The sequence below is a fragment of the Streptomyces sp. 8N616 genome (assembly GCF_052246385.1).
Taxonomy (GTDB): domain Bacteria; phylum Actinomycetota; class Actinomycetes; order Streptomycetales; family Streptomycetaceae; genus Streptomyces.
Map to the genome: position 1 here is coordinate 70,758 of NZ_JBQQBY010000011.1, position 22,356 is coordinate 93,113.

The 22,356-nt window shown below is 73.4% G+C and carries 19 protein-coding genes and 2 pseudogenes; 15 read left to right on the forward strand and 6 right to left on the reverse strand.

The features are described 5' to 3' along the window. Nucleotides 1-152: 152 nt before the first annotated feature. Nucleotides 153-671 (reverse strand): annotated as a pseudogene (locus ACTWQC_RS12310) (stealth conserved region 3 domain-containing protein); the annotation flags it as partial. A gap of 33 nt (nt 672-704) precedes the next feature. Between ACTWQC_RS12310 and ACTWQC_RS12315 the strand changes: the two are divergent. Continuing rightward, nucleotides 705-1,164: pseudogene (locus ACTWQC_RS12315) on the forward strand (polymorphic toxin-type HINT domain-containing protein); the annotation flags it as partial. 979 nt (nt 1,165-2,143) lie between these two features. Here ACTWQC_RS12315 and ACTWQC_RS12320 read toward each other — a convergent pair. After that, on the reverse strand, nt 2,144-2,728 hold the full coding sequence (locus ACTWQC_RS12320) for a cyclic nucleotide-binding domain-containing protein (RefSeq protein ID WP_443315659.1): 585 nt from the start codon (nt 2,726-2,728) through the stop codon (nt 2,144-2,146). A gap of 137 nt (nt 2,729-2,865) precedes the next feature. Between ACTWQC_RS12320 and ACTWQC_RS12325 the strand changes: the two genes are divergently transcribed. Both ACTWQC_RS12325 and ACTWQC_RS12330 read left to right on the forward strand, forming a co-directional pair. Further along, the gene (locus tag ACTWQC_RS12325; RefSeq protein ID WP_443315660.1) at nt 2,866-3,759 is read left to right on the forward strand and encodes a universal stress protein; all 894 of its coding nucleotides are present in this window, start codon (nt 2,866-2,868) and stop codon (nt 3,757-3,759) included. A 48-nt stretch (nt 3,760-3,807) separates the two neighbouring features. Continuing rightward, complete coding sequence (locus ACTWQC_RS12330) at nt 3,808-4,179, forward strand: STAS domain-containing protein (RefSeq protein WP_443315661.1); 372 nt, start codon at nt 3,808-3,810, stop codon at nt 4,177-4,179. Nucleotides 4,180-4,296: 117 nt separating this feature from the next. Here ACTWQC_RS12330 and ACTWQC_RS12335 read toward each other — a convergent pair whose 3' ends face one another. Beyond that, nucleotides 4,297-5,001 (reverse strand): response regulator, encoded by a 705-nt coding sequence (locus ACTWQC_RS12335; protein WP_443315662.1) that lies wholly within the window; start codon nt 4,999-5,001, stop codon nt 4,297-4,299. A gap of 357 nt (nt 5,002-5,358) precedes the next feature. Here ACTWQC_RS12335 and ACTWQC_RS12340 point away from each other — a divergent pair, with 357 nt between their 5' ends. From ACTWQC_RS12340 to ACTWQC_RS12350, 3 genes are all read left to right on the forward strand, one after another. Next, entirely contained in the window at nt 5,359-7,038 is a 1,680-nt protein-coding gene (locus ACTWQC_RS12340) for a sensor histidine kinase (protein ID WP_443315765.1), read from the forward strand. A gap of 10 nt (nt 7,039-7,048) precedes the next feature. After that, nucleotides 7,049-7,591: a hypothetical protein gene (locus ACTWQC_RS12345; RefSeq protein WP_443315663.1), complete on the forward strand. Its 543-nt coding sequence runs from the start codon at nt 7,049-7,051 to the stop codon at nt 7,589-7,591. Between the two features lie 118 nt (nt 7,592-7,709). Beyond that, a complete protein-coding gene (locus ACTWQC_RS12350; protein WP_443315664.1) occupies nt 7,710-8,465 on the forward strand; it encodes a VOC family protein in 756 nt (251 codons plus the stop codon). A gap of 270 nt (nt 8,466-8,735) precedes the next feature. Here the strand turns inward: ACTWQC_RS12350 and ACTWQC_RS12355 are convergent, their stop codons facing one another. Then, nucleotides 8,736-10,202 (reverse strand): glycosyltransferase 87 family protein, encoded by a 1,467-nt coding sequence (locus ACTWQC_RS12355; RefSeq protein ID WP_443315665.1) that lies wholly within the window; start codon nt 10,200-10,202, stop codon nt 8,736-8,738. A gap of 115 nt (nt 10,203-10,317) precedes the next feature. On the opposite strand from ACTWQC_RS12355, the gene ACTWQC_RS12360 reads away from it, so the two are divergent. The 6 genes from ACTWQC_RS12360 (at nt 10,318) to ACTWQC_RS12385 (ending at nt 17,633) form a co-directional block, all read left to right on the forward strand. Then, nucleotides 10,318-11,535, forward strand: coding sequence for a molybdopterin-dependent oxidoreductase (locus ACTWQC_RS12360; protein ID WP_443315666.1), 1,218 nt, complete (start codon nt 10,318-10,320; stop codon nt 11,533-11,535). A 62-nt stretch (nt 11,536-11,597) separates the two neighbouring features. After that, a complete protein-coding gene (locus ACTWQC_RS12365; RefSeq protein ID WP_443315667.1) occupies nt 11,598-12,047 on the forward strand; it encodes a hypothetical protein in 450 nt (149 codons plus the stop codon). A gap of 437 nt (nt 12,048-12,484) precedes the next feature. Continuing rightward, nucleotides 12,485-14,227, forward strand: coding sequence for a bifunctional 3'-5' exonuclease/DNA polymerase (locus tag ACTWQC_RS12370; protein ID WP_443315668.1), 1,743 nt, complete (start codon nt 12,485-12,487; stop codon nt 14,225-14,227). A gap of 232 nt (nt 14,228-14,459) precedes the next feature. Further along, nucleotides 14,460-15,998, forward strand: a complete 1,539-nt coding sequence (locus ACTWQC_RS12375; RefSeq protein ID WP_443315669.1) for an ATP-dependent DNA ligase — start codon at nt 14,460-14,462, stop codon at nt 15,996-15,998. 172 nt (nt 15,999-16,170) lie between these two features. After that, nucleotides 16,171-16,434: a GlsB/YeaQ/YmgE family stress response membrane protein gene (locus ACTWQC_RS12380; RefSeq protein ID WP_443315670.1), complete on the forward strand. Its 264-nt coding sequence runs from the start codon at nt 16,171-16,173 to the stop codon at nt 16,432-16,434. Between the two features lie 131 nt (nt 16,435-16,565). Further along, the gene (locus ACTWQC_RS12385; RefSeq protein ID WP_443315671.1) at nt 16,566-17,633 is read left to right on the forward strand and encodes an NAD-dependent epimerase/dehydratase family protein; all 1,068 of its coding nucleotides are present in this window, start codon (nt 16,566-16,568) and stop codon (nt 17,631-17,633) included. A gap of 229 nt (nt 17,634-17,862) precedes the next feature. On the opposite strand, the gene ACTWQC_RS12390 is transcribed toward ACTWQC_RS12385, so the two are convergent. Further along, the gene (locus tag ACTWQC_RS12390) at nt 17,863-19,044 is read right to left on the reverse strand and encodes a sensor histidine kinase (protein ID WP_443315672.1); all 1,182 of its coding nucleotides are present in this window, start codon (nt 19,042-19,044) and stop codon (nt 17,863-17,865) included. 16 nt (nt 19,045-19,060) lie between these two features. Next, on the reverse strand, nt 19,061-19,894 hold the full coding sequence (locus ACTWQC_RS12395) for a response regulator transcription factor (protein ID WP_443315673.1): 834 nt from the start codon (nt 19,892-19,894) through the stop codon (nt 19,061-19,063). Between the two features lie 117 nt (nt 19,895-20,011). Between ACTWQC_RS12395 and ACTWQC_RS12400 the strand changes: the two genes are divergently transcribed. The 3 genes from ACTWQC_RS12400 to ACTWQC_RS12410 are packed head-to-tail and all read left to right on the forward strand — an operon-like array spanning nt 20,012 to nt 22,328. After that, nucleotides 20,012-20,728 (forward strand): glycosyltransferase family 2 protein, encoded by a 717-nt coding sequence (locus tag ACTWQC_RS12400; protein ID WP_443315674.1) that lies wholly within the window; start codon nt 20,012-20,014, stop codon nt 20,726-20,728. After that, nucleotides 20,725-21,447 (forward strand): TIGR04282 family arsenosugar biosynthesis glycosyltransferase, encoded by a 723-nt coding sequence (locus ACTWQC_RS12405; protein ID WP_443315675.1) that lies wholly within the window; start codon nt 20,725-20,727, stop codon nt 21,445-21,447. The genes ACTWQC_RS12400 and ACTWQC_RS12405 overlap by 4 nt, the downstream gene beginning before the upstream one ends. A gap of 26 nt (nt 21,448-21,473) precedes the next feature. Next, nucleotides 21,474-22,328, forward strand: a complete 855-nt coding sequence (locus ACTWQC_RS12410) for a methyltransferase domain-containing protein (RefSeq protein ID WP_443315676.1) — start codon at nt 21,474-21,476, stop codon at nt 22,326-22,328. Nucleotides 22,329-22,356 lie beyond the last annotated feature (28 nt).

Genomic DNA, 22,356 nt, shown 5'->3' on the forward strand with positions numbered 1-22,356 from the left:
CGGGTGTCCGAGCGAGGAGCCCGAAGCTGTACCGGTGCCGGAGGCGTCGACGCGCACCGGCGCGCCGGGCGTTGACGTTTGTCCATTCCCGGAACCGGTCTCCGACTCGCCTTGAGAGCCGCCCTCGACGGTGAACGCTTCACTCGCTGCGCTCAGGCTGCGGACCGTCCCGCTGCCGGAAGCTCGTAGTGGCTGGGGAACGGGAAGTAGGACTCCAGGAAGGCGTGGACTTCACCGGTGACGCGGTCCCGCTGGGCGGCCGGGGTGTTGACGTCGTTGAGGCAGAAGAAGTCGAAGCGGCGCGTGGCCAGCAGGCCGGCCATGCGGTCAGCTGCGTCGGGCTGGGCGACGTCGACGTAGCGCAGCTTGTACGTCCCGGGCACGGCGCGGCCGGTCAGGTAGGCGTGGTGGTGGTGCAGCGAAGCGCCCATGGCGATGTCGGTGGTGGCGCGGAAACGGGAGCAGCTGGTGCGCTCGACGTCCTCGGCGAACCGCTCCTCGATATCCCGCATGACGGATCGGATCTGCGGATGCGGGGTGTGCATGAACTTGTTGACGGTGAACCGGCCGTGCTCGTCCAGAAGGAGGCGGCGCATGTTCTTGCCCGCGGCGTTGGGTGCGGGCTCCTCCGGGTGCGGGGCGCCGAGCCCCAACTGGAAGGGAGAGGCTGGTGGAAGAACTCCCGGATCGCCCAGAGATTCCGCGGTTCGTGCAACAGCTTCGTGCCGGGGACCCGTGTGCTGATGGCTGACGGGTCGACCAAGGCCATCGAAGACGTCGACATCGGTGACAAGGTCGTGGCCACCGACCCCGAGACCGGCGAGACCAAGACCGAGACGGTCACCGCAGAGATCAAGGGCAAGGGCCTCAAGCACTTCGTCAAGGTCACCGTCGACATCGACGGGGACGAGGGCTCGAAGACGGCTGCGGTCACCGCGACCGACGGCCACCCCCTTCTGGGTCCCCGAGCTCGGAGAGTGGATCGACGCCACCGATCTGGAGTCGGGCGAGTGGCTCCGCACGAGCGCCGGCACCCACGTCCAGATCACCGCGATCAAGCGCTGGACTTCCCCGTCGGCCGCGGTCCACAACCTGACCGTCAGCGAGCTGCATACGTACTATGTGCTGGCGGGCGCCACGCCGGTCCTCGTCCATAACGCCAATGAGAAGTGCGAACTTCTCGAGATCGGACCGAATGCCCGTGAGGGGGTTGCCCTCGTTGATGGAGACATCGATGCCCCTGGTGTTCGCGAGTTGGTAAATGAAGCCGGAAAGGATTCCTGATCACCAGCCTCCAACGAAGCTAGTGAACAGGGGAACGCCGCAGACTGCCTATCCCCATTGCAAGGTATGTGCAAGAAAACAAGGCGGGGCAGTTAACTCTGTCAAACAGGAATGGGTGAAGTGATGGCTCAGCTGATCCGGTCCTTCATAGCGCCACTGGACCACGGCTGCCTGGTCCTGCGGAGTGTCAACGCGCGACATGATCACAGTAACTGGGATCCTGAGGTAAGCCCTGTCGACGTCGGGGATGAGTCCGTGATGTTTGCGGCGAGATTCATGGTCGAGGGCCCAGTCTGTGTGCAAGTCTGGAAAGGCGAGCCCGATTCCAGGCTGCCGCACACAATCCATGGTGGAAATCTCTCGCGATCTCGTGAAGTGCTAGTACTTCACGATCCAAATGAAGAAGTTCGTATGGAGTTCAGAGGGGAGGGGGCGGTAAGGATCGATGTAGACGATGTTGACTCGGCGGAAAGAGTGGACATTGTGCTGACGAACCCGACGCCCGAACCCTGATGCCGCTCTATGGGTAATTGTCGCTTCCTCGGGCGAAGATGCTGCCGGATCGTTTGACGACAACGCTGACAGCAATGTCAGCGGACGGGTAGAGCTGTGGCGGCGGCCCGTCGGTCGGAACTTCTGGCGGGCTGCCACGTCCTCGCGGCGGTGCGCTTGCGCGCTACGGCGGAGTGGAGTGCATCGGTCCAGCTCGCTCCGCGAATTGGTCGTTAATCCTGACGCCTTGTCGCGGGTCTTGGAGATCGTTAGCTGCCCCGGCCAACCGCGACGGGGGACCGGACAGCCGAGCCGAATGCCGTCCCGCGGCGGGTGGCACGGTTGCGACCGAACTGGGACGGGGGGTTTACCACTTCGGGCCGCTGCCGTTGGGTCCGTACAGGTCCAGCAGCCGCGTACGGGACGCCATCAGGCGCTGCGCGATGGCGTCGGCGACCTCGATGGCGAGTGCCATGCCGAGCACCGGGTCCTTCTCGCACAGGGCCCGCACCGCGGGCCCGTCGAACTCGTAGGCCCACACCTCGCTCTCCGCCTCCGCGCCCAGGTGCCAGTGGCGGGGCGGGAGGAGCCAGGACCAGCCGAGGAGTTCGCCCGCGCCGATCTCCTCCACCGTGGCCGCGCGCCGCCCCGGCACGCGGATGTCGAGGGCGACGCTTCCGGAGCGGATGACCCAGAAGCGGTCGGCCCGGCTGCCTTCCTCGATGATGCGGACACCGGCCGGGAACGAGACCTCCCGGGCGAGGTTCATGAGCGGATCCAGATGGTCCGCGGGCAGAGCGGCCAGCACCCCGCCTCTGGTGATCACGCCGGTCATCTCGCGCTCCCTTCCGGCGTACGTCTCACCCTTCTCGGCTCCGTACGAGCTGTCCACCGCCCGTACGTCTCCAGCGTCCCCCTCGCCTCCGCCTCCGCCGAGGGGCTGACCGGGCACCCTGCCGGGCCGACCGGCCCTGCCCGGCCGCCGCGGGGTGGGCCGGTCGGCCCCTGAGAGGGCCGTGTGCCCCATCGCCGCGGCGCGCCCGCAGCCCGAGGCTGATAGGGGAAGGGACAGAACCCGGAGGTGGCGCGTTGGCCGGACCCATCGCTGCAGGCGTGGACGGTTCTCTGGAGAGCCTGGCCGCGGCGGACTGGGCTGCCCAGGAAGCGCTGCTGCGCGGTACGTCCCTCCGGCTCGTGCAGGCATGGGAGTGGAAGGTCCACCCCGGAGCCGTCGTCCCGTCCGATGAGACCCAACGGGACTGGGCGGCTCGCCTCCTGCACGAGGCGGAAGAGCGCATCACCGGCCTGCACCCGGACCTGGCCGTCACGGCCGAACTGGTTCCCGGTACCCCCGTCGAGGCGCTTCTCTCCGCCGCCGCGCACGCCGAGTTGCTCGCGCTCGGCTCCCGCGGGCTCGGCGGCCTCATCGGCTTCCTGCTCGGTTCGACCGGTCTCGAGATCCTCGCCGGGGCCGAGCGGCCCGTGGTGCTGGTCCGCCCCGGCGAGCAGGGCGAGAGCGAACCGGAGCGTGCCCGAGGGGCGGGAGAGGCGGGCCGTGAGGTGGTGCTCGGGCTGGATGCGCTCCGCCCCTCCGATGAGGTGATCGAGTTCGCCTTCGAAGCCGCCGACCGCCGGCGGGTGCCGCTGCGAGCCTCGTACACCTGGGACGTCCCGCCCGTGCACCGGTACGCGGCGGGCCTTCCCGGCCCCACGATCGACCCTCGGCTCGAGGCGGAGCAGCGCAGCGTGCTGACCGAGGTGCTGAAACCGTGGCGGAGCAAATTCCCCGACGTCGAGGTCGGGGAAGAGGCGGTAACGGGGCGGGCGGGCCATCGCCTGGTGGAAGCGGCGGCCCGGTCCGGCCTTGTGGTCGTCGGCCGCCGGGTGCACGGCCCCGGCCGTCGCGGTACGCACCTCGGGCCCATCGCCCATGCGGTGATCCATCACGCCCGGTGCCCGGTGGCGGTGGTTCCGCACCCATGACCTCGACTCGACCGACAACGACGCATAGATACGTGATGAAGTGCGGTGATGGCCATGCTTGAGGACGGGCGGCAGGACAAGCACGCCGAGTTCGTGGGCCAGCGGATCATGGGCAAGCAGGCCGTCGTGGAACTCCGCGGGGAGCTCGACATCCTGGACACCCCGGGGGTCTCGGACTATCTGGACGTGCTGACGGAGGGTGCGGAACCGCGCCTCGTGCTGGACATGCGCAGGGTGAGCTTCATCGACGCCAGCGGTCTCTCGATGCTGGTACGAGTCCGGCGCCGGACCGCGGAGCGCGACGGGCGCCTCTCGCTCGTGATCGGTGATCCGTCCGTGCCGCGGGTGCTGCGGCTCGCACGGCTGTCCCGCTACTTCGACCTGCACGACACCGTCGAGGGCGCTCTCGCCAAGCTGTGAAGCCACGTGACGGGCGGGGCCTGCGAGGGTGAATCCTGCGATGGGTGAACCTTGCGACGGGTGGACCCTGCCACGGGCGAAGCCCTCCGACGGGCGCCATGGTCCGTCGGACGCGGGCTACTCGGGGCCGTCCCGCTCCTGGAACGCCCGCTCCTGGAACGCCCGCTCCTGGAACTCCCGGCGGTCCTGCGCCTGTGTGGCGATGACCGCCGCCTGGACGCGCCGCTCCACCCCCAGCTTGGCCAGCAGCCGTGAGACGTGGTTCTTGACTGTCTTCTCGGCGAGGTGGAGCCGCAGCCCGATCTCCCGGTTGGTGAGCCCTTCGCCGATCAGGCCGAGGATCTCCCGCTCGCGCTCGGTCAGTTGCGGCATCTCCGCCGGAGCGGGCTCCTCCTCATCCGCTCCGCGCAGCCGCGCCAGGACTTTCGCCGTGGCGCTCGGATCCAGCATCGACTTGCCGGAGGCGACTGTACGGACCGCGGTGATCAGGTCCGACCCCTGGATCTGCTTGAGCACATAGCCGGCGGCACCCGCCATGATCGCGTCGAGCAGCGCCTCCTCGTCGTCGAACGAGGTGAGCATCAGGCAGGCGAGCTCCGGCATCCGCGAGCGCAGCTCCCGGCACACGCTGACCCCGTCCCCGTCCGGCAGCCGCACGTCCAGGATCGCGACATCCGGGCGCAGGGCCTGGATGCGTACCAGCGCGTGCGCGACGGTGCCCGCCTCGCCGATCACCGTGATATCCGGCTCGTCGTCGAGCAGGTCGCGCACCCCGCGCCGTACGACCTCGTGGTCGTCGAGGAGGAAGACCTTCGTGCCCACGTGAACAGCGTGCGCCACCCCGTGCGGGATGGCCAGGCAGCGAAGGACAGGCCGGACCGACGCCGGCTTCGCGAGCCATGCTCCGACGCCGGCTTCGCGAGCCACGCTGCGATACGCCCGGCTTCGCGAGCCATGCTTCCGGCTCCGGCTCCGCAAGCCGTGCTCGGCCGTTGGCGGGAGAATGGAGAGTGGGGTTGCTTTGGCCCCGGTCCGAAGGGCGGTCGTCCACCCGGAGGGATCACTTTGGGCAGCGCGGGACGTTCCGGGGACGCGCACGGCGGGGCGGCGCACGGCCGGGAAGAGTACGGCCGGGAGCCGTTCGGCGGGGAGGAACGCGCGCGTGAGGACCGCGAGAAGCTGCCGCAGCTGAGGCTCGACGAGCTGCTGGACGAGGTGCAGACCCGGCTGGACGTGGTGCGGGGCACGCGCGACCGGATCCACCGGCTGATGGAGGCCGTGCTGTCGGTCGGCCGCGGGCTGGAGCTGGAGCAGGTGCTGCGCCGGATCACCGAGGCCGCGGCGGTGCTGGTCGACGCCGAGTACGCGGCGCTCGGGGTCATCGGCCCCGACGGGCGGAAGCTGTCGCAGTTCCTGACCGTCGGGGTGACCCAGGAGGAGATCAGGGCGATCGGGCCCTACCCGTCCGGGCACGGCATCCTGGGCGAGCTCATCCGTCACCCCGAGCCGCTGCGGCTGCCCCGGATCGCCGACCACCCCGCCTCGTACGGCTTCCCGCCCAACCACCCGCCGATGAGCAGCTTCCTCGGCGTCCCGATCCGCGTCCGCGACCAGGTCTTCGGCAACCTCTACCTGACCGAGAAGCGGGGCGATGCCGAGTTCGACGCCGAGGACGAGGCCGTTCTGTCGACGCTGGCCGTGGCGGCCGGTGTGGCGATCGACAACGCCCGGCTGTACGAGGAGGCCAAGCGCCGTGAGCGCTGGGTGCGCGCCAGCGGGAAGATCACCAGCAGTCTGCTGTCCGGGCGGCCGCGCGACGAGGTGATCGGCCTGGTCGCGGAGCAGGCGAAGGAGATCACCGGTGCCGCTCTCGCGGTGGTGGCCGTGCCGGTCAAGGACACCGGCACCATGGCGGTGGAGCTGGCGATCGGTGAGCATGCGGAGACCCACCGCGGTCTGGTGCTGTCGGTCGAGGGCACGCTCAGGGGCGAGGCGCTCTCCGCCGGCAAGCCGGTGACGAGCACCGATGTCCGCAATGACCCGCGGGTCACACAGGGGCCCGAGCGCTTCGCGGGGCTCGGTCCCGCCGTGGCGGTGCCGATCGGCACGGGCGATGAGATGCGCGGCGTCGTGATGCTGGTGCGCGTGGCCGGAGGGCCGGTGTTCACGGGGGAGGAGATCCAGCCGCTGCTCGGGTTCGCAGGGCAGGCCGCCGTGGCCATGGAGCTGGCCGACCGGCGCAGCGACGCCGAGCAGATCACGCTGCTCGAGGACCGTGACCGCATCGCCCGCGACCTCCACGACCTGGCCATTCAGCGGCTCTTCTCCACGGGCATGACACTGCAGAGCGCCGAGCGGATCATTCAGCACCCCGAGGCTTCGGAGCGGGTGCTGCGCGCGGTCGGCGACCTGGACGAGACCATCAAGATCATCCGCTCGACGATCTTCGGCCTGCGGTCCCGGGAGACGGGCTCGGGCCAGAACCTCCGGGCGCGTGCGGTGCGCACCGTGGGGGAGGCGGTTTCCGTCCTGGGGTTCGCGCCGAGCCTGCGGATGGAGGGCCTGCTGGACACCCAGGTGCCGAGGGAGATCGCCGACCACGCCGTCGCGGTGCTCTCGGAGGCGCTGACCAATGCGGCCAGGCACGCGCACGCCCGCCACGTGGATGTGGCCCTCGAGGCCGGTGCCTCGTACCTCACGATCACGGTCAGCGACGACGGCGCGGGCATCCCCGCCGACGCCCCGCGCAGCGGTCTGCGCAACCTCGCGGAGCGGGCCGAGCAGCTCGGCGGAAAGCTGGAGCTGTCCTCTCCGCCCGGCGGCGGCACGACTCTGGTCTGGCGCGTCCCCACGACGTAACCTTGATTACATGATTACGGCAGAGCAGAGAGACGCACTGCGTGGCTGGTTCGCCGGGCGGCTGCCGGACGGGCTCTTCCTCGAACTGCTGGATGTGACAGTCGACCGGGAAGAGATCACCGTCATCGGCCGGATCCCGGAGCCGGAGCTGCCCGCGGATGCGCCGGAAGCGGAGCGCGAGGCGGCGCTCGACGGGCGGATCGCGGAGTTCCGCGAGCGCACGCGCGACGACCGCATCGCCGTGGCCCGGGAGGCCGAGCGGCGCTACGGGCGCAAGGTGTCGTGGGGTGTGGAATGCGGTGGCCGCCGGGCCGTCTACACCAACGTCTCGGCACCGGTCATGACCCGGCTTCGCCAGCCGGAGCGCCAGGTGCTCGACACGCTGATCGCGGGCGGGGTCGCCCGCAGCCGCAGCGACGCCCTGTCCTGGTGCGTACGGCTGGTCCAGCGCAACGCGGACAGCTGGCTGAAGGATCTGCGCGACTCGCTCGAGCACGTTCATCAGGTCCGTGCGCAAGGGCCGGACGCGCAGGGGCCGGACAGAGAGGAGTGAGTTCCGGGGGCGGGCCGTAGGAGATGGCAGGGTAAGGGTTTTGCTTCGCGCTGCGTGGTCATCCACTGCGTGAGAGTGTCAGGAGGAGCCACGGCCGTCGTGCGTGAGGAGTAGTCCCGTGAAGATCACCGAGCCGGTGCTCGGCGCCCCCTGCTGGGCCGAGTTGGGGACCTCGGACCCCGAAGGCGCTGCCGCCTTCTACAGCCGTCTCTTCGGCTGGCGGGCCGAGACCGACCCCCGCCCCGAGGCCGGTGGCTACACCATGCTGCTGCTGGACGACGAACCCGTGGCCGGGCTCTCGCCGATCCAGCAGGAGGGGCAGCCGGTCGCCTGGACGATGTCCGTCGCCGTGGCGGACGCGGACGAGACGGCCGGGGACATCCGGAAGGCCGGCGGCTCGGTCCTGATGGATCCGGGGGACGTGTTCGATCTGGGGCGGTTCGCGGTGGCCGCCGATCCGGGCGGTGCGGTGTTCACGCTGTGGCAGGCCCGTACGTTCCGGGGGGCGGCGCGGCTGAACGAGCCGGGGACGCTGTGCTGGGTGGAGCTCGCCACGCGGGACACGGCCGCGGCCGAGGCGTTCTACTCGTCCGTCTTCGGCTGGAGCACCGAGGGCGAGGAGTACGTCCACTGGGGCGTGGGCGGGGAGAACTTCGGCGGCATGGTGAAGATGGACGAGCGCTACCCCGAGGGCCTGCCGCCGCACTGGACGCTCTACTTCGCGGTGCTGAACGTCGACGCGGCCGTCAACACGGCTGCGAAGCTCGGCGGGCGCGTGGGCTACCCGGCGATGGACATCCCGGGCACGGGGCGGGTGGCGGGGATCTTCGACCCGCAGGGCGGGGCGTTCGCGGTCTACACGCCGGAGCCGTGACGGCTGCGCCTGGGCGGGCGTGGGCGGTGCGCCGGGTGTGTGCGCGGTCGGGGCCGGGGCGGGGGTGGCCCTCTGGGGCTGCATGATTTACGGGCCGGCACGGTCGCGTGTCGTGTGCGGGCCGCCGGAAAGCCGGCCCACAAATCACGCTTTACGCCCCTGCCGGGACCACCCCCGCCCCGGCCCCTCACGCCGTCGGGCGTCCGCGGCCCTGTCGCCCGACCGCGTGAACAACCGCCAACGCCTCGGCGGCGCCCGGACCCGCGAAACTCAGTCCTTACAGCCGCGGTTCCGTAGCGCCCAGCCCGCGAGGACGGCAGCCGCTGCCACCCCGTACGCCCACGTTCCGACGGCATCGCTGTCCGGGACCGCCCGGTCCGCCACGTACTCGGCCGCCCCCGCCAGCGCGATGCCGAGCCACTCCCACCTGCCGTCGAGCGCGACGAGCGCCACGACCAGCAGCGCGTACCAGGAATAGCCGGGCGTCAGCAGCAGGAAGGCCGCGCCGGTCACCACCAGGGCGCCCTGCCAGGGGCGTTCGGGGTCTCCGCGGCGCAGCACGCCCAGGACGACGATCAGCAGGACGGCGGCGGCCGCGGCCTGCGCCCATGAGTCGGGGAGGACGAGCCGGAGGAGCGCGAAGCGGTTCTTGACGGACGGGTCCTCGTAGCCCTCCTCCTGTGCGTAGCCCGGGAGATAGCCGAGGACGGAGGAGCTGGAGGCCAGGACGTACGGGAGGTAGCCGAGCGCGAGGACGGCGGCCGCGGGCAGCAGGACGGCGGCTGCGGTCCGGAGCCGTTCCCGCACTGACGCCGGGCCTCTGCCGAGGACGCCGGACAGGGCGCCGGGGAGGACGACGACGGGCAGCAGCTTCACGGCCGTCGCCGCGCCGAGCAGCGCGCCGCCGACGGCCTCTGCTCTGTAGCGGGGAGTGGCTCGCGCTCCAAGACCGGCGACCCCGAGACCGGCGACCGCGAGGAAGGCGCCCAGGACATCGGCGTGCGCGTTGTTCACCGCCTCCAGGGGGACGGCCGGACACCACGCCCAGTACGCCGCGAGCTGCGGGCTCCGGCCGCGGCGCCGCAGGATGATCAACAGGGCGGCGGTCGTCCCGGTCGACAGCAGTGCGCCCCCTGCCTGGAGCGGCTTCAACCGGGCGTCCGCGGGCGAGACTTCGTGGACGAGGAGGAAGTAGCCCTCGGCCACCGGCGGGTAAATGGTGTGCGCGGTCGGGCGGTTGAGGCGTGTGCAGCGGATCTCGCCCTGGGAGGCCGGGATGCGGGCGCGGTCCGGGCCGCTGCACGCGTCGCCCGCCGGGAACAGCCAGCCGTCCCGCAGCCGCGCGAGCGCCGGGTCGGCGGGCGCGTGGTCGTACGGCGAGATGCCGGCGGCCTGCACCCGGCCGTCCCAGGCGTAGCGGTACGCGTCCGTGCTCGTGCGCGGCGGCGCGAGCAGGCCCGTGGCGGCGACGGCCACGCCCCCGGCCAGTACCAGCAGCGCCGCGCGCCGCGCGGGCACCTTCCATACGGCCCAGGCGGCCGCGGCGAACAGCGCCCAGGCCGCCGCGTACCACGCCGTCAGCTTCGCCGGGTCGCTGTGGAAGGTGTCGCTGCGGGCGGTCAGAGCCAGGACGGTGGTGAGGGCCGCGAGCAGGGTGGCGCTGAGCACGGTGCGGAGGGTGGTGGCGGGGTGGGGTGGGGCGGCGGTGGCAGGGGGCGGGACGGCGCTGGTGATCACGTGGTTCAGCGTCGCACCGGGACGGTGCCGGGTCGCTCGTCGCGGCTCCGATGTCCGCATTCCGTAAGGTGCCGGGCCGACCTGCAGGGCCCCGTCCCGGGTTCTGATGGAGGGCATGACCCTCCACGTCCGGCCCACCCATGGGCTCCGCCCGCTGCTGCGCCGTCCGCCGCTGCCGTCCTTCCGCGGGAAGCTGCACGACGCCCGTACGGCGACGGTCATCGGTCGCCTGCTTGCCGTCGCGGTCGCCGTGTGCTTTGCGACGGGCCTGATCAGCCACTATCTGCAGCAGCCGCCCGAGTGGCTGAAGGACGCGCTGCCGAGCCGCCCGGTGTGGGGCTACCGGGTCACCCAGGGCCTGCATGCCGCTGCCGGCACCGCCGCCGTCCCGCTGCTCCTCGCGAAGCTGTGGACGGTCTACCCGCGGCTCTTCGTATGGCCCGCGCTGCGGTCCGTACGGCATGCGCTGGAGCGCCTTTCGGTGGCGGTGCTCGTCGCGGCGGCGGTCTTCGAGCTCTTCAGCGGACTGCTGAATGTCGCGCAGTGGTATCCCTGGCCGTTCTCCTTCGTGCCGGTGCACTTCGCCGTGGGCTGGGTGCTGATCGGCGCGCTGTTGCTGCACGTGGCCGTCAAGGCGCCGGAGATCGCGGCCCATTGGCGCCGCCGCTCGGCCGGAACCCTCGCGCCGGCGGAGGCGGATGGGCTGGAGGTGGGTGGGCCGGAGGCGGATGCGCTGGAGGGGACGGACCGCCGTTCGCTGCTGGCGGCCGTGGGCGCGGCGGTCGGCGCGGTGACGGTCGTGACGGTGGGCCAGTCGTTCACCCCGCTCAGGCACCTGGACCTGCTCGCCCCGCGCCACCCGGACCACGCGCCGCAGGGCCTGCCGGTCAACCGTACGGCCGCGGCGGCGGGGATCGGCACGCGCGCGGTGGTGGACGGGCAGTGGCGGCTGAGGGTGGCGGGCCCGCTGCCGTACGAACTGACGCTGGAGCAGCTGAGGGCGATGCCGCAGCGGGAGGTGACGCTGCCCATCGCGTGCGTGGAGGGGTGGAGCAAGTCGGCGCGCTGGACGGGCGTACGCGTGCGGGATCTGCTGATGCGGGCGGGCGCGCCGCCGGGCGCGCGGATCCGCGTGACCTCGCTGGAGCGGCGCGGCGCGTACCGCGTGATGGAGATGGGCCGCGGCTACGCCCGCGACCCGCTCACCCTCCTCGCCCTCCGGCTGAACGGCGAGGAACTCTCCCTCGACCACGGCTACCCGGCCCGGATCATCGCGCCGAACCGGCCGGGCGTGCTGCAGACCAAGTGGGTCGCGCGGCTGGAGGTTCTGTGATGGGGGCGGTGCGGGCGACGCGGGCTTTGCGGTGGGTGGTGGGGGCGCTTGGGCTCGGCCTGATGGGGGCCGGGGGATGGTTCCTGTTCGCGAGCGGCCGGGTCAGGGATCCGGGGGATGTGGTCGTGTGGCTGGGCGGGGCGATCCTGCTCCACGACGCGGTGATCGCTCCGCTGGTGCTGGGTGTCTGGCTGCTGGTCGCGACGACCGGCAGGGCGCTGATGGCGAGGGGGAGGGGCGGGGCCGCCTCCGGCGGGGTGCGGGGCGGCCGGGTGCGGGGTGCCGTACGGGGCCCGCTCCGGGGCGCGCTGATCGTCGGCGGCTGCCTGACCCTGATCGCGCTCCCGCCGCTCCTCCGGCCGGGCCGCCCGTCGAACGCGACGGCGCTGCCGCTGGACTATCCGCGCAACTGGCTGATCGCGCTGGGTGTCACGGCCGCGTGCGGGCTGGCGGTGGCGGCACTCCGCCTGATACGCGGCCGCCGAGGGGGCGGTCCCTCGCACAAGCCCTGAGGTTGGCGGTCCGCCCGGCCAACTCACGGCTTTCCAGGTGTCTTGGGCTGCCCGACGAATCGAGACGCCTGCGGCGGACCTCTCCCCCAACCCGCGCCTCCCCGAAAACGGGGCTCCGCCCCAGACTCCAGAAGCCCGACCCCGGAGACCCGGAGGGCTCCGGCCCCCGGGTGGTGGATGGGGTCCCGTCAATGGGTGGTCGGGGGAGGCGGGCCAGGGGGGCGGGAGCCGCGAGGCTCGCTGGGGCGTTCCGCCCGGCGGTGGTTGAGGGACGGCCGGGCAGAGACGGAACCCTCGGCCCTCGGGCCTGTTTCGGGGAGGGCGGGGGGCGCGGGGGCCCGCCACGACACCGGCATCCGCTGGGCGGCTGTCGCCGCCGTTGAGGCCCGTGGTCGGCGGCGGTCGCGTTGTCGTACCCCGGTGCGAGACTCCACCCCATGCGGTGTGCCGTGGCCGGGACGGAGGACGGTGGCGCCCGGCTCGTGGGCCTCGACAGCGAGGGCCGGCCGGACGGGCCGGTCGTCGACGTGCCCGCCGACGGCCTCGGCGAGGCCGTCCGCGCGCGGCTGCCGGACGTCGAGCGGTGGGTGTGGCGGTCGACCGCCGCGATCCATCCGCAGCTGCTGGCCGCGGGCGTCCGCGTCGAGCGGTGCTACGACGTGGAGACCGCCGAGGCGCTGCTGACCGGCCACGAGGGCCACTGGGGCCGGCCGCGTTCGCTCGCCGCCGCCTGGGCCCGCCTGCACCGGCTGCCCGTACCCGACGACCTGCCCCCGCGGACAGCGGATTCCCAGCCCTCCCTCTTCGAGCCTGGCCCCGTACCGCTGCCGCCCGGCACCGACCCGCTGACCGCCCTGCTGGAGGTGTACGCCGACCAGCTGCGAAGACACCGGGCGGCCGAGCACCCGGACCGGATGCGGCTGCTCACCGCGGCCGAGTCGGCGGGCATGCTCGTCGCCGCCGAGATGAACCGCGCCGGCGTCCCCTGGCGGGCGGATGTGCACCGCGAGCTGCTCGCCGAGCTGCTCGGCGAGCGCTACCCGGGCGTCCAGGAGCCGCAGCGGCTGGCCGAGCTGGCCGACGAGGTGTCACGGGCCTTCGGTGGCGTACGCGTACGGCCCGACCTGCCCGCCGACATCATCCGCGCCTTCGCCCGCGAGGGCATCAAGCTCACCTCGACCCGGGCCTGGGAGCTGAAGGCGGTCGACCACCCCGCGGTGCCGCACCTGCTCGCGTACAAGAAGCTCTACCGCGTGCACACCGCGCACGGCTGGGCGTGGCTCCAGGCCTGGGTGCGGGAGGGCCGGTTCCGGCCGGAGTACGTGCCGGGCGGCACCGTCTCGGGCCGCTGGACCACCAACGGCGGCGGGGCGCTCCAGATCCCCAAGGTGGTGCGCCGGGCCGTCGTCGCCGACCCCGGCCGGCGGCTCGTCGTCGCCGACGCCGACCAGATGGAGCCGCGCGTGCTGGCCGCGGTCTCCCGTGACCCGGGTCTTATGGAGGTGGCGGGCCACCGCGGCGACCTGTACGCCGCGCTGTCCGACCGTGCCTTCGCGGGCAACCGGGACCAGGCGAAGCTCGCCCTGCTCAGCGCGGTGTACGGGCAGACGTCCGGGGACGCCCTGAAGTTCCTCGCCGATCTGCGACGCCGCTTCCCGGCCGCCGTGGCGTACGTGGACGACGCCGCCCGCGCGGGCGAGGAGGGCCGCCTCGTCAGGACCTGGCTCGGCCGGACCTGCCCGCCCGCGGCCGCTGCCGAGGACGGCGACCCGGAGGAGGCGGGCGAGGCATGGCCGCCGCAGGAGGAGAGCGCGGCTTCCGCAGCCGGGCAGGCGGGGCAGGCCGGCCACGCGTACGGGCCGCAGACGTACGGGTACGCCTCGCGGGACGCGCGCGCCCGCGGCCGCTTCACCCGTAACTTCGTGGTCCAGGGCAGCGCCGCCGACTGGGCCCTGCTGATGCTGGCGGCCCTGCGCCAGTCGCTGAGCGGCATGAACGCCGAGCTGGTGTTCTTCCAGCACGACGAGGTGATCGTGCACTGCCCTGAGGAGGAGGCCGAGGCGGTCACGGAGGCGGTGCGCGCCGCGGGCGAACGCGCGGGCCGCGTCGCCTTCGGCGACACCCCGGTCCGTTTCCCCTTCACCACGGCGGTGGTGCGGTGCTACGCGGACGCGAAATAGCCGGCCGGTTGTGGGCATCGGTTCCGCGGGGCGGAACGGGTGGGCACAACCGGCCACCGGGCTGCATCCGGCAAGGATGCGCCAGCCTCCGCCGGGGGCGGTCCCGTTTCGTACGCGACTGCGAGCCGGTGGCCGGTTGTGCCCACCCTCCCTCATAGCCTGAACGGCATGGGGCCACCCCCATCGCCCGCGGGGAACGACTGCCCACAACCCGGCGAGGTGTAATGGGCACATGTTGCTGGCTGACATCGCGCGGACCTCGCGGGAGGTCGCCGCCACCCCCGCCCGTACGGAGAAGGTCGCCCTGCTGGCCGAGCTGTTCCGCAAGGCGGAGCCCGCCGAGGCGCCGATCGTGATCACGTATCTCGCGGGCAGACTGCCCCAGCGCAAGATCGGCGTGGGCTGGAGCGCCCTGCGCGACCCCGTGGCGCCCGCCGCCGAGCCGAGCCTGTCCGTCCTCCACGTCCATCACGCGCTGGACCGGATCGCCGCCGTGTCCGGCAAGGGCTCGCAGGCCGAACGCAAGCGGCTGCTGCAGCAGCTGCTGTCCGCCGCGACCGGCGACGAGCAGCGCTTCCTGTTCGGGCTGATCAGCGGCGAGCTGCGGCAGGGCGCGCTGGATGCGTTCGCCGTCGAGGGCCTGTCGGCCGCGGTCGGGGCGGCCCCCGGCGACGTACGGCGCGCGGTCATGCTCGGCGGCTCGCTCGGCGCGGTCGCCGAGGCGCTGCTCGCGCGCGGACCCGCCGCGCTCGCCGACTTCCGGCTCGAAGTGGGCCGCCCCGTCCTCCCGATGCTCGCGCAGACCGCCAAGGACGTGGACGAGGCGCTCGACAGGCTCGGCCCCTGCGCGATCGAGGAGAAGCTCGACGGCATCCGGATGCAGGTGCACCGGGACGGCGAGAACGTACGGGTCTTCACCCGCACGCTGGACGAGATCACCGACCGGCTCCCCGAAGTCGTATCTGCGGCACGGAGGTTGGCGGCCGAGCGGGCGGTCCTGGACGGGGAGGTCATCGCGCTGGGCGAGGACGGGCGGCCGCGGCCGTTCCAGGAGACGGCGGGGCGGGTCGGCTCCCGTCTCGACGTCACGAGCGCGCAGGCGTCGCTGCCGCTCTCTCCCGTCTTCTTCGACCTGCTGTCGGTCGACGGCCGCGACCTGCTGGCGCTGCCCGCAGCCGAGCGGCACGCGGAGCTGGCCCGCGTCGTACCGGAGCCGCTGCGCGTACGCCGCCTGGCCGTCGAGGATCCGCGGGACGACGAGAGCCGGGCCGGGGCGCGGGCGTTCGCTCACGAGGTGCTGGCCCGCGGCCACGAGGGTGTCGTGGTCAAGGCGCTGGACTCCGCGTACAGCGCGGGGCGGCGCGGTGCTTCCTGGCTGAAGGTGAAGCCCGTGCACACCCTCGACCTGGTGGTGCTGGCCGCCGAGTGGGGGCACGGGCGGCGCACCGGCAAGCTGTCGAATCTCCACCTGGGCGCGCGCCGCCCCGACGGCTCGTTCGCCATGCTCGGCAAGACCTTCAAGGGGCTGACGGACGTCATGCTGGCCTGGCAGACCGAGCGGCTGCGGGAGCTCGCGGTCGGCGACGACGGGTGGGTGGTGACCGTACGGCCCGAGCTGGTGGTGGAGATCGCCTTCGACGGGGTGCAGCGGTCCACCCGCTACCCGGAGGGCGTGACGCTGCGCTTCGCGCGCGTGCTGCGTTACCGCGAGGACAAGACGGCGGCGGAGGCGGACACGGTCGAGACGGTCCTGGCCTTCCGGGACCGGTAGAGCCGGGCGGCGTGGTCCGGGTCTTGTGGTCCCGGGCGCGTAGCCCGGGGCTACCGCCCGGGGCGGGCCCCGGGGTTCGGGCCTCCTGGGCAGAGTGGCACGGCTCAAGATGGGCACACGTACCGCAGGACTTCGTCGGAAGCCCCTTGCAGCGAAGCCGTGGGAGGACCCCATGGAGATCTCCGGCATCATCAGCGCCATCATCATCGGCATCATCATCGGGGTGCTCGGCCGGCTCGTCCTGCCGGGCCGACAGCGGATCGGCGTCCTGCTGACGGTTCTCGTCGGCATCGTCGCCGCGCTCCTGGGAACGGCCCTCGCCTACGGGCTCGACGTCGCCGACACGGCAGGCGTGGACTGGCTCGAACTGCTCATCCAGGTCGGCCTGGCGGCCGCCGGAGTGGCCGCCCTCGACCGTTCGAGAGCACGCCGCTGACGGCTGGGCCGGGGCCGTGTCCGGGGACCCACCGGCCAGGGACACGGCCCAAGGCCCAGGACCTTACGGACCCGTGACGGCGCGGCGCGTACCCGTACGACCCGCGCCGCCGCGGCCGTAGCGTCGCCGGCATGCGCGTACTCGTCACAGGAGGGGCGGGCTTCATCGGCTCGCACATCGTCACCGCCGTGGCCGGTCTCGGCCACGAGCCGGTCGTCCTCGACGCCCTGCTCCCGTCGGCGCACCCACGCGGCCGCTCCGGAACGCCGCCCGCCCCTGAAGGCGCCGAGTGGTTCCACGGCGACGTACGGGACCGGGTGCTGCTCGACCGGGCGCTGCGGGGCGTGGACGCGGTGTGCCACCAGGCCGCGATGGTCGGCCTCGGCAAGGACTTCGCGGACGCGCCGGACTACGTCGCCTGCAACGACCTCGGCACGGCCGTGCTGCTCGCCGCGATGGCCGCGAGCGGGGTACGGGAGCTGATGCTGGCCGGGTCGATGGTGGTGTACGGGGAGGGGCGCTACGACTGCCCGCGCCACGGCACGCTCCGGCCGGGCCCGCGCGCCGCGGACGACCTGAAGGCGGGCCGCTTCGAGCCCACGTGCCCGGCCTGCGGGGAGCCGCTGCTGCCCGGCCTCGTCACCGAGGACGCCCCGGCCGACCCGCGCAACGTCTACGCGACCACCAAACTCGCCCAGGAGCACCTGGCCGCGGCCTGGGCCCGGGCGACCGGCGGGCACGCGGTATCGCTGCGCTACCACAACGTCTACGGGCCCGGCATGCCGCGCGACACCCCGTACGCGGGCGTGGCCTCCTTCTTCCGCTCGGCGCTGGAACGCGGCGAGGCGCCGCGGGTGTTCGAGGACGGCGGACAGCGGCGGGACTTCGTGCACGTACGGGATGTGGCGGCGGCCAACGCCACGGCGCTGGCGGCCCTCCCGGGGCAGGCCGCTGGGTCCTTTCGCGCCTACAACACCGGCAGCGGAGAGCCGCACACGGTCGGCGAGATGGCGACGGTGCTTTCCGCGGCCCACGGCGGCCGGCCGCCGGTCGTCACCGGCGAGTACCGTCTCGGCGACGTCCGCCACATCACGGCGTCCTCGCACCGCCTGACGACGGAACTGGGCTGGCGCCCGCGGATCGGATTCGCGGAGGGAATGACGGAGTTCGCCCGCGCCCCTCTCCGGGCAGCGGCCTAGCGGCCGGTTGTGGGCAGTCGTTCCGCAAGGCGGAACGGGTGGGCACAACCGGGCCACCGGCCCGCAGTCGCGTACGAGACGGGGCCGCCCGGCGGGGGATGGCGCATCGTGGCCGGGTGCGGCCCGGTTGGTCGGGGTGTGCCCACCCTCCCCCATAGCCTGAACGGCATGGGGGTACCCCCATCGCCCCGCGGAACGACTGCCCACAACCGGGCCGGCCGGGCGGTATCTACCGCCCGGCCGCCGGCAAGGTCACTTCGAAGCAGCAGCCGCCCTCCACGTTGCGGACGCCCGCCCGGCCCGCGTGGGCCTCGACGATGCCGCGGACGATCGCCAGCCCCAGGCCCGCCCCCGCCGGTGGGGGTCCCCCCAGCGGTAGTCCCCCTGGGCCCAGCGGCCCGGGAGGTGCCCCCAGGGGGAGCGTCGGCGTGCGGGCGTGGTTGCCGCGCCAGCCCGTGTCGAACACGCGCGGCAGGTCCTCCTCCGGAATGCCCCCGCAGCCGTCCGTGACCGACAGGACCACCGTGTCGTCGGCCTGGCGCTGCGCGGCCACCGCGACCGTGCCGTCGGCCGGGGTGCGGCGGATGGCGTTGACGAGCAGGTTGCCCAGCACCCGCGTCATCTCCTTGCCGTCCACCTCCACCGGCACCGCCTCCACGCGGTCCCCCACCAGCCGTACGCCCAGCTCGCGCGCCAGCGGGTCGGCGCCCGCGAGCGCGTCGCCCACCAGGTCGTAGACCGACATCCGGCTCGGCGACAGGCACAGCGCGCCCGCGTGGATGCGGGACAGCTCGAAGAGGTCGCCGACCATCGAGTTCAGGCGCTCGACCTCGGTGCGGATCTGGCGGTGGTAGCGCTCGGGGTCCTCCACCATGCCGTCCTCCAGGGCCTCGGACATGGCGCGCAGGCCGGCGAGCGGGGTGCGCAGGTCGTGCGAGATCCAGGCGACCAGCTCGCGGCGCGAGGCGTCGAGCGCGCGCTCGCGCTCCCGCGACTCGGCGAGCCTGGCGCTGGTGGCGGCCAGTTCGCGGCCCAGCTCGGCGAGTTCGGCCGTGGCCTCGCCGTCGGGGGCCGCGAAGCTGCCGCCGTCGCCGAAGGAACGGGCCGCCCGGGTCAGCTCGTTGCTGCGCGCGACCACCCAGCGGCCGAGGAGCAGCGCGGTCGCGAGGGAGACGACCGCGGCCATCGCCACGACCGTCGTGACCACGGTCAGGTCGTGCGGCGACAGGAACATCGCCCAGGCGACGGCCAGGGTTCCGGCCAGCATCGCCGTCACCGCGACCGCCGCGACGACCGTCAGGGAGACGGCCACCGAGCGGTGGCGCAGCAGGCGTACGGCGAGCGCGCCCAGCAGCCCGGCTCCGGCGGCGCCGAGGAAGGCGTAGAGGGCGATGAGCAGCAGATCGTGCATGGTGGTCCCCAGTCCCTCAATCCTCAGTCCCCGGTCCCTGATCCGCTGAGTCCCCCGGCAGGTCGAAGCGGTAGCCGACGCCCCACACGGTCGTGATCAGCTTCGGCGCGGCCGGGTCGTCCTCGATCTTTCCGCGCAGCCGCCGCACGTGGACGGTGACGGTCGACAGATCGCCGAACTCCCAGCCCCACACCTCCCGCATCAGCTCCTCGCGGCCGCACGCCCGGCCGGGGTGGCGGAGGAGGTAGGTGAGGAGGTCGAACTCGCGGAGGGTGAGGGCGAGTTCCCGGCCGTCCTTGGTGGCGCGGCGGGCGGCCGGGTCGAGTTCGAGACCTGCGGCACCGATCCGCTGCGCCGCACCGGCCCCTCCGGCACCTCGGCCGCCTACGCTCCCGCTCCCGGCCCCGGCCCCCCGTACGGCGTCGCTCACGGCGGCACGCGACCTGCGCAGCACGGACTCGACGCGCAGCACCAGCTCGCGCGGGCTGAACGGCTTGGTGACGTAGTCGTCGGCCCCGATCTCCAGGCCCAGGATCCGGTCGTCCTCGTCGCCCCGCGCGGTGAGCATGATGACCGGCACCGGCCCCTTCTCGCGCAGCACCCGGCACACTTCGAGGCCGTCCATGCCGGGCAGCATCAGGTCGAGCACCACCAGATCGGGCCACCGGGTGTCGGCGCTGGCCAGGGCCGCGGGCCCGTCGGCTGCGCGGTCGACGGCGTAGCCCGCGCGGTCGAGGTAGCCCGCGACGATCTCGGCGACGGTCGGGTCGTCGTCCACGACGAGTACGCGGCCGGGCGGCGGCGCGGACGGCGTGGACGTCGTGGACGGTGGCGGTGCCGGATTCTGCATGCTCCCAGCGTGGCACCCGGCGCGGCGTCCGCAGCGGCCCGGGCGACCGCAGCCGCCCGACGTCCGCGTTTCGTAAGGATCCAAGGTCCGAAATGTCCATGCCGGATTCGTACGGTGATGAGGGTGACCAACTCGACTGCAGCCGACGTCGACGTCGTGCTCCCCTGTCTGGACGAAGCCGCTGCCCTCCCGTGGGTGCTGGAGCGCATCCCTGAGGGCTGGCGGGCCGTCGTGGTCGACAACGGCTCGACCGACGGCTCCGCCGAGATCGCGCGTGAGCTGGGCGCCACGGTGGTGCACGAGCCGCGGCGCGGCTTCGGATCCGCGTGCAACGCCGGGCTCCTGGCCTCCGACGCCGGGATCGTCTGCTTCTGCGACTGCGACGCCTCGCTGGACCCCGGGCTGCTGCCCGGTCTCGTACGGCGCGTGGAGGAGGGGTCCGCGGACCTGGTGCTGGGCCGCAGACGGCCGCAGTCCTGGGACGCGTGGCCGCTGCACGCGCGCGTGGGCAACCTGGCCCTCGCACGGATGCTCCGGCGCCGTACGGGTGTGACGCTCCGCGACCTCGGCCCGATGCGCGCCGCCCGGCGCGATGCCCTGCTCGACCTCGACCTGACGGACCGGCGCAGCGGCTACCCGCTCCAGATGGTCGTACGGGCGGCGGACGCGGGCTGGCACATCGAGGAGCGGGACGTGCCGTACCTGCCACGCACCGGGACCTCGAAGGTCACCGGCACCTGGCGCGGCACATGGCACGCCGTCCACGACATGCGCGCCGCCCTCCACCAGCCACCACCCTCCCCAGCCCCCCGCGAACGGACGGCCACCGAATGACCGGCGACGAACCCGCCCCCCGCGCAAAGAGCCGTGTGCCGGACGCGGCCCCGCGGACTGCCCGTGGGGTCGCCGGGTGTGGCGGGGGTACCACGCTCCTTGTCATCGCCAAGGAACCGGTGCCCGGCCGGGTGAAGACGCGGCTCACGCCCGCGTACACCCCGGAGGAGGCCGCGGAGCTCGCTGCCGCCGCGCTCGCCGACACGCTCGACGCCGTGCTCGCCGCGCCCGCGCGGCGGCGCGTGCTCGTGCTCGAGGGGGGCACCGGCCCGTGGCTGCCGCCGGGTATCGAAGTGGTGCCGCAGGGCCGCGGCGGTCTCGACGAGCGGCTCGCGGCGGCATTCGGCGGCTGCGAAGGACCGGCGCTGCTCATCGGGATGGACACCCCGCAGGTCACGCCCGCGCTGCTCGCCCCGGCGCTGGGCGAGCACGCCTGGCGGAGCTGCGACGCCTGGTTCGGACCGGCCGCGGACGGCGGCTTCTGGGCCCTGGGCCTGGCGGCTCCCGACCCCGAACTGCTGCGCGGCATACCGATGTCGGCCGCCGACACCGGCGCCGTACAGCGGCAGCGGCTCACCGGCGCCGGGCTGCTCGTGCGGGATCTGCCGCTGCTGCGCGACGTCGACACGCCCGCCGACGCCGCAGCGGTGGCGGCCGCGGCGCCGGTCAGCCGGTTCGCTGCGGAGGTCGCCCGCATGGCCGGGGCGGGGACGCGGTGACCCCGTACGCGTCCAGGGCGTCGGAAGTGCCGGAAGCGCCCGAAGCCTCGGAGGCGTCGAAGGCGGCGAAGGCCTCGACGACCGCCGCAACCGCCGCAGCATCCGCCGTGACCGCGGCGACCGCCGCGACCGCCGCGGCGGCATCCGCGCCCGCGACCCCCTGGCGCGCCGACCCGTACGCCGCCGCCCTCCGCACCGGCCGCGGCCCGCTCTTCCTCTGCCGCGCCGACGGCTGGCTGCTCCCCCTCGAGGTCGAGCGCTGGTGCGCCGGCGCCGACACCTCCGACATGACCGTGCTGCGCCGCTGCGAAGGGACCGTGCTCGACATCGGCTGCGGCCCCGGCAGGCTGGTCGCGGCCCTGGTGGCGATGGGCCGGCCGACCCTGGGGATCGATGTCAGCCCGGCGGCTGTCGCCCGTACGGTCCGCGAGGGCGGCTCCGCGCTGCGCCGCTCGGTGTTCGACCCGCTGCCGGGGGAGGGCCGCTGGGGTACGGCGCTGCTGATCGACGGCAACATCGGCATCGGCGGCGACCCGCGCGCCCTGCTCGAACGCGTCGCGGGGATCGTCGCCCCGGGCGGCCTGGCCCTGGTCGAGGCGGCCCCGGCGGACGTCGACGAGCGGGTCCGCGTCCGCATAGACGACGGCCGCGCCGCCCGTCCGGCGGCAGGCCCGTGTACGCATAGGGGTGCTGGCCACGGACCGGATGCCCGTACGGGTCCTGGCCCGCGCCGCGACACGGACTTCCCCTGGGCCAGGGTGGGCATGACCGCCCTCCTCCGCGAAGCCGCGGCCGCGGGCTGGACCCCGGTCGAGGAGTGGACCCACACGGACCGCCACTTCGCGGCCCTCAGGCGGGACCGGCGGGACTGGCGCGACTGACGGCCCCCCGGCCGCCCCCGTTCTCGCC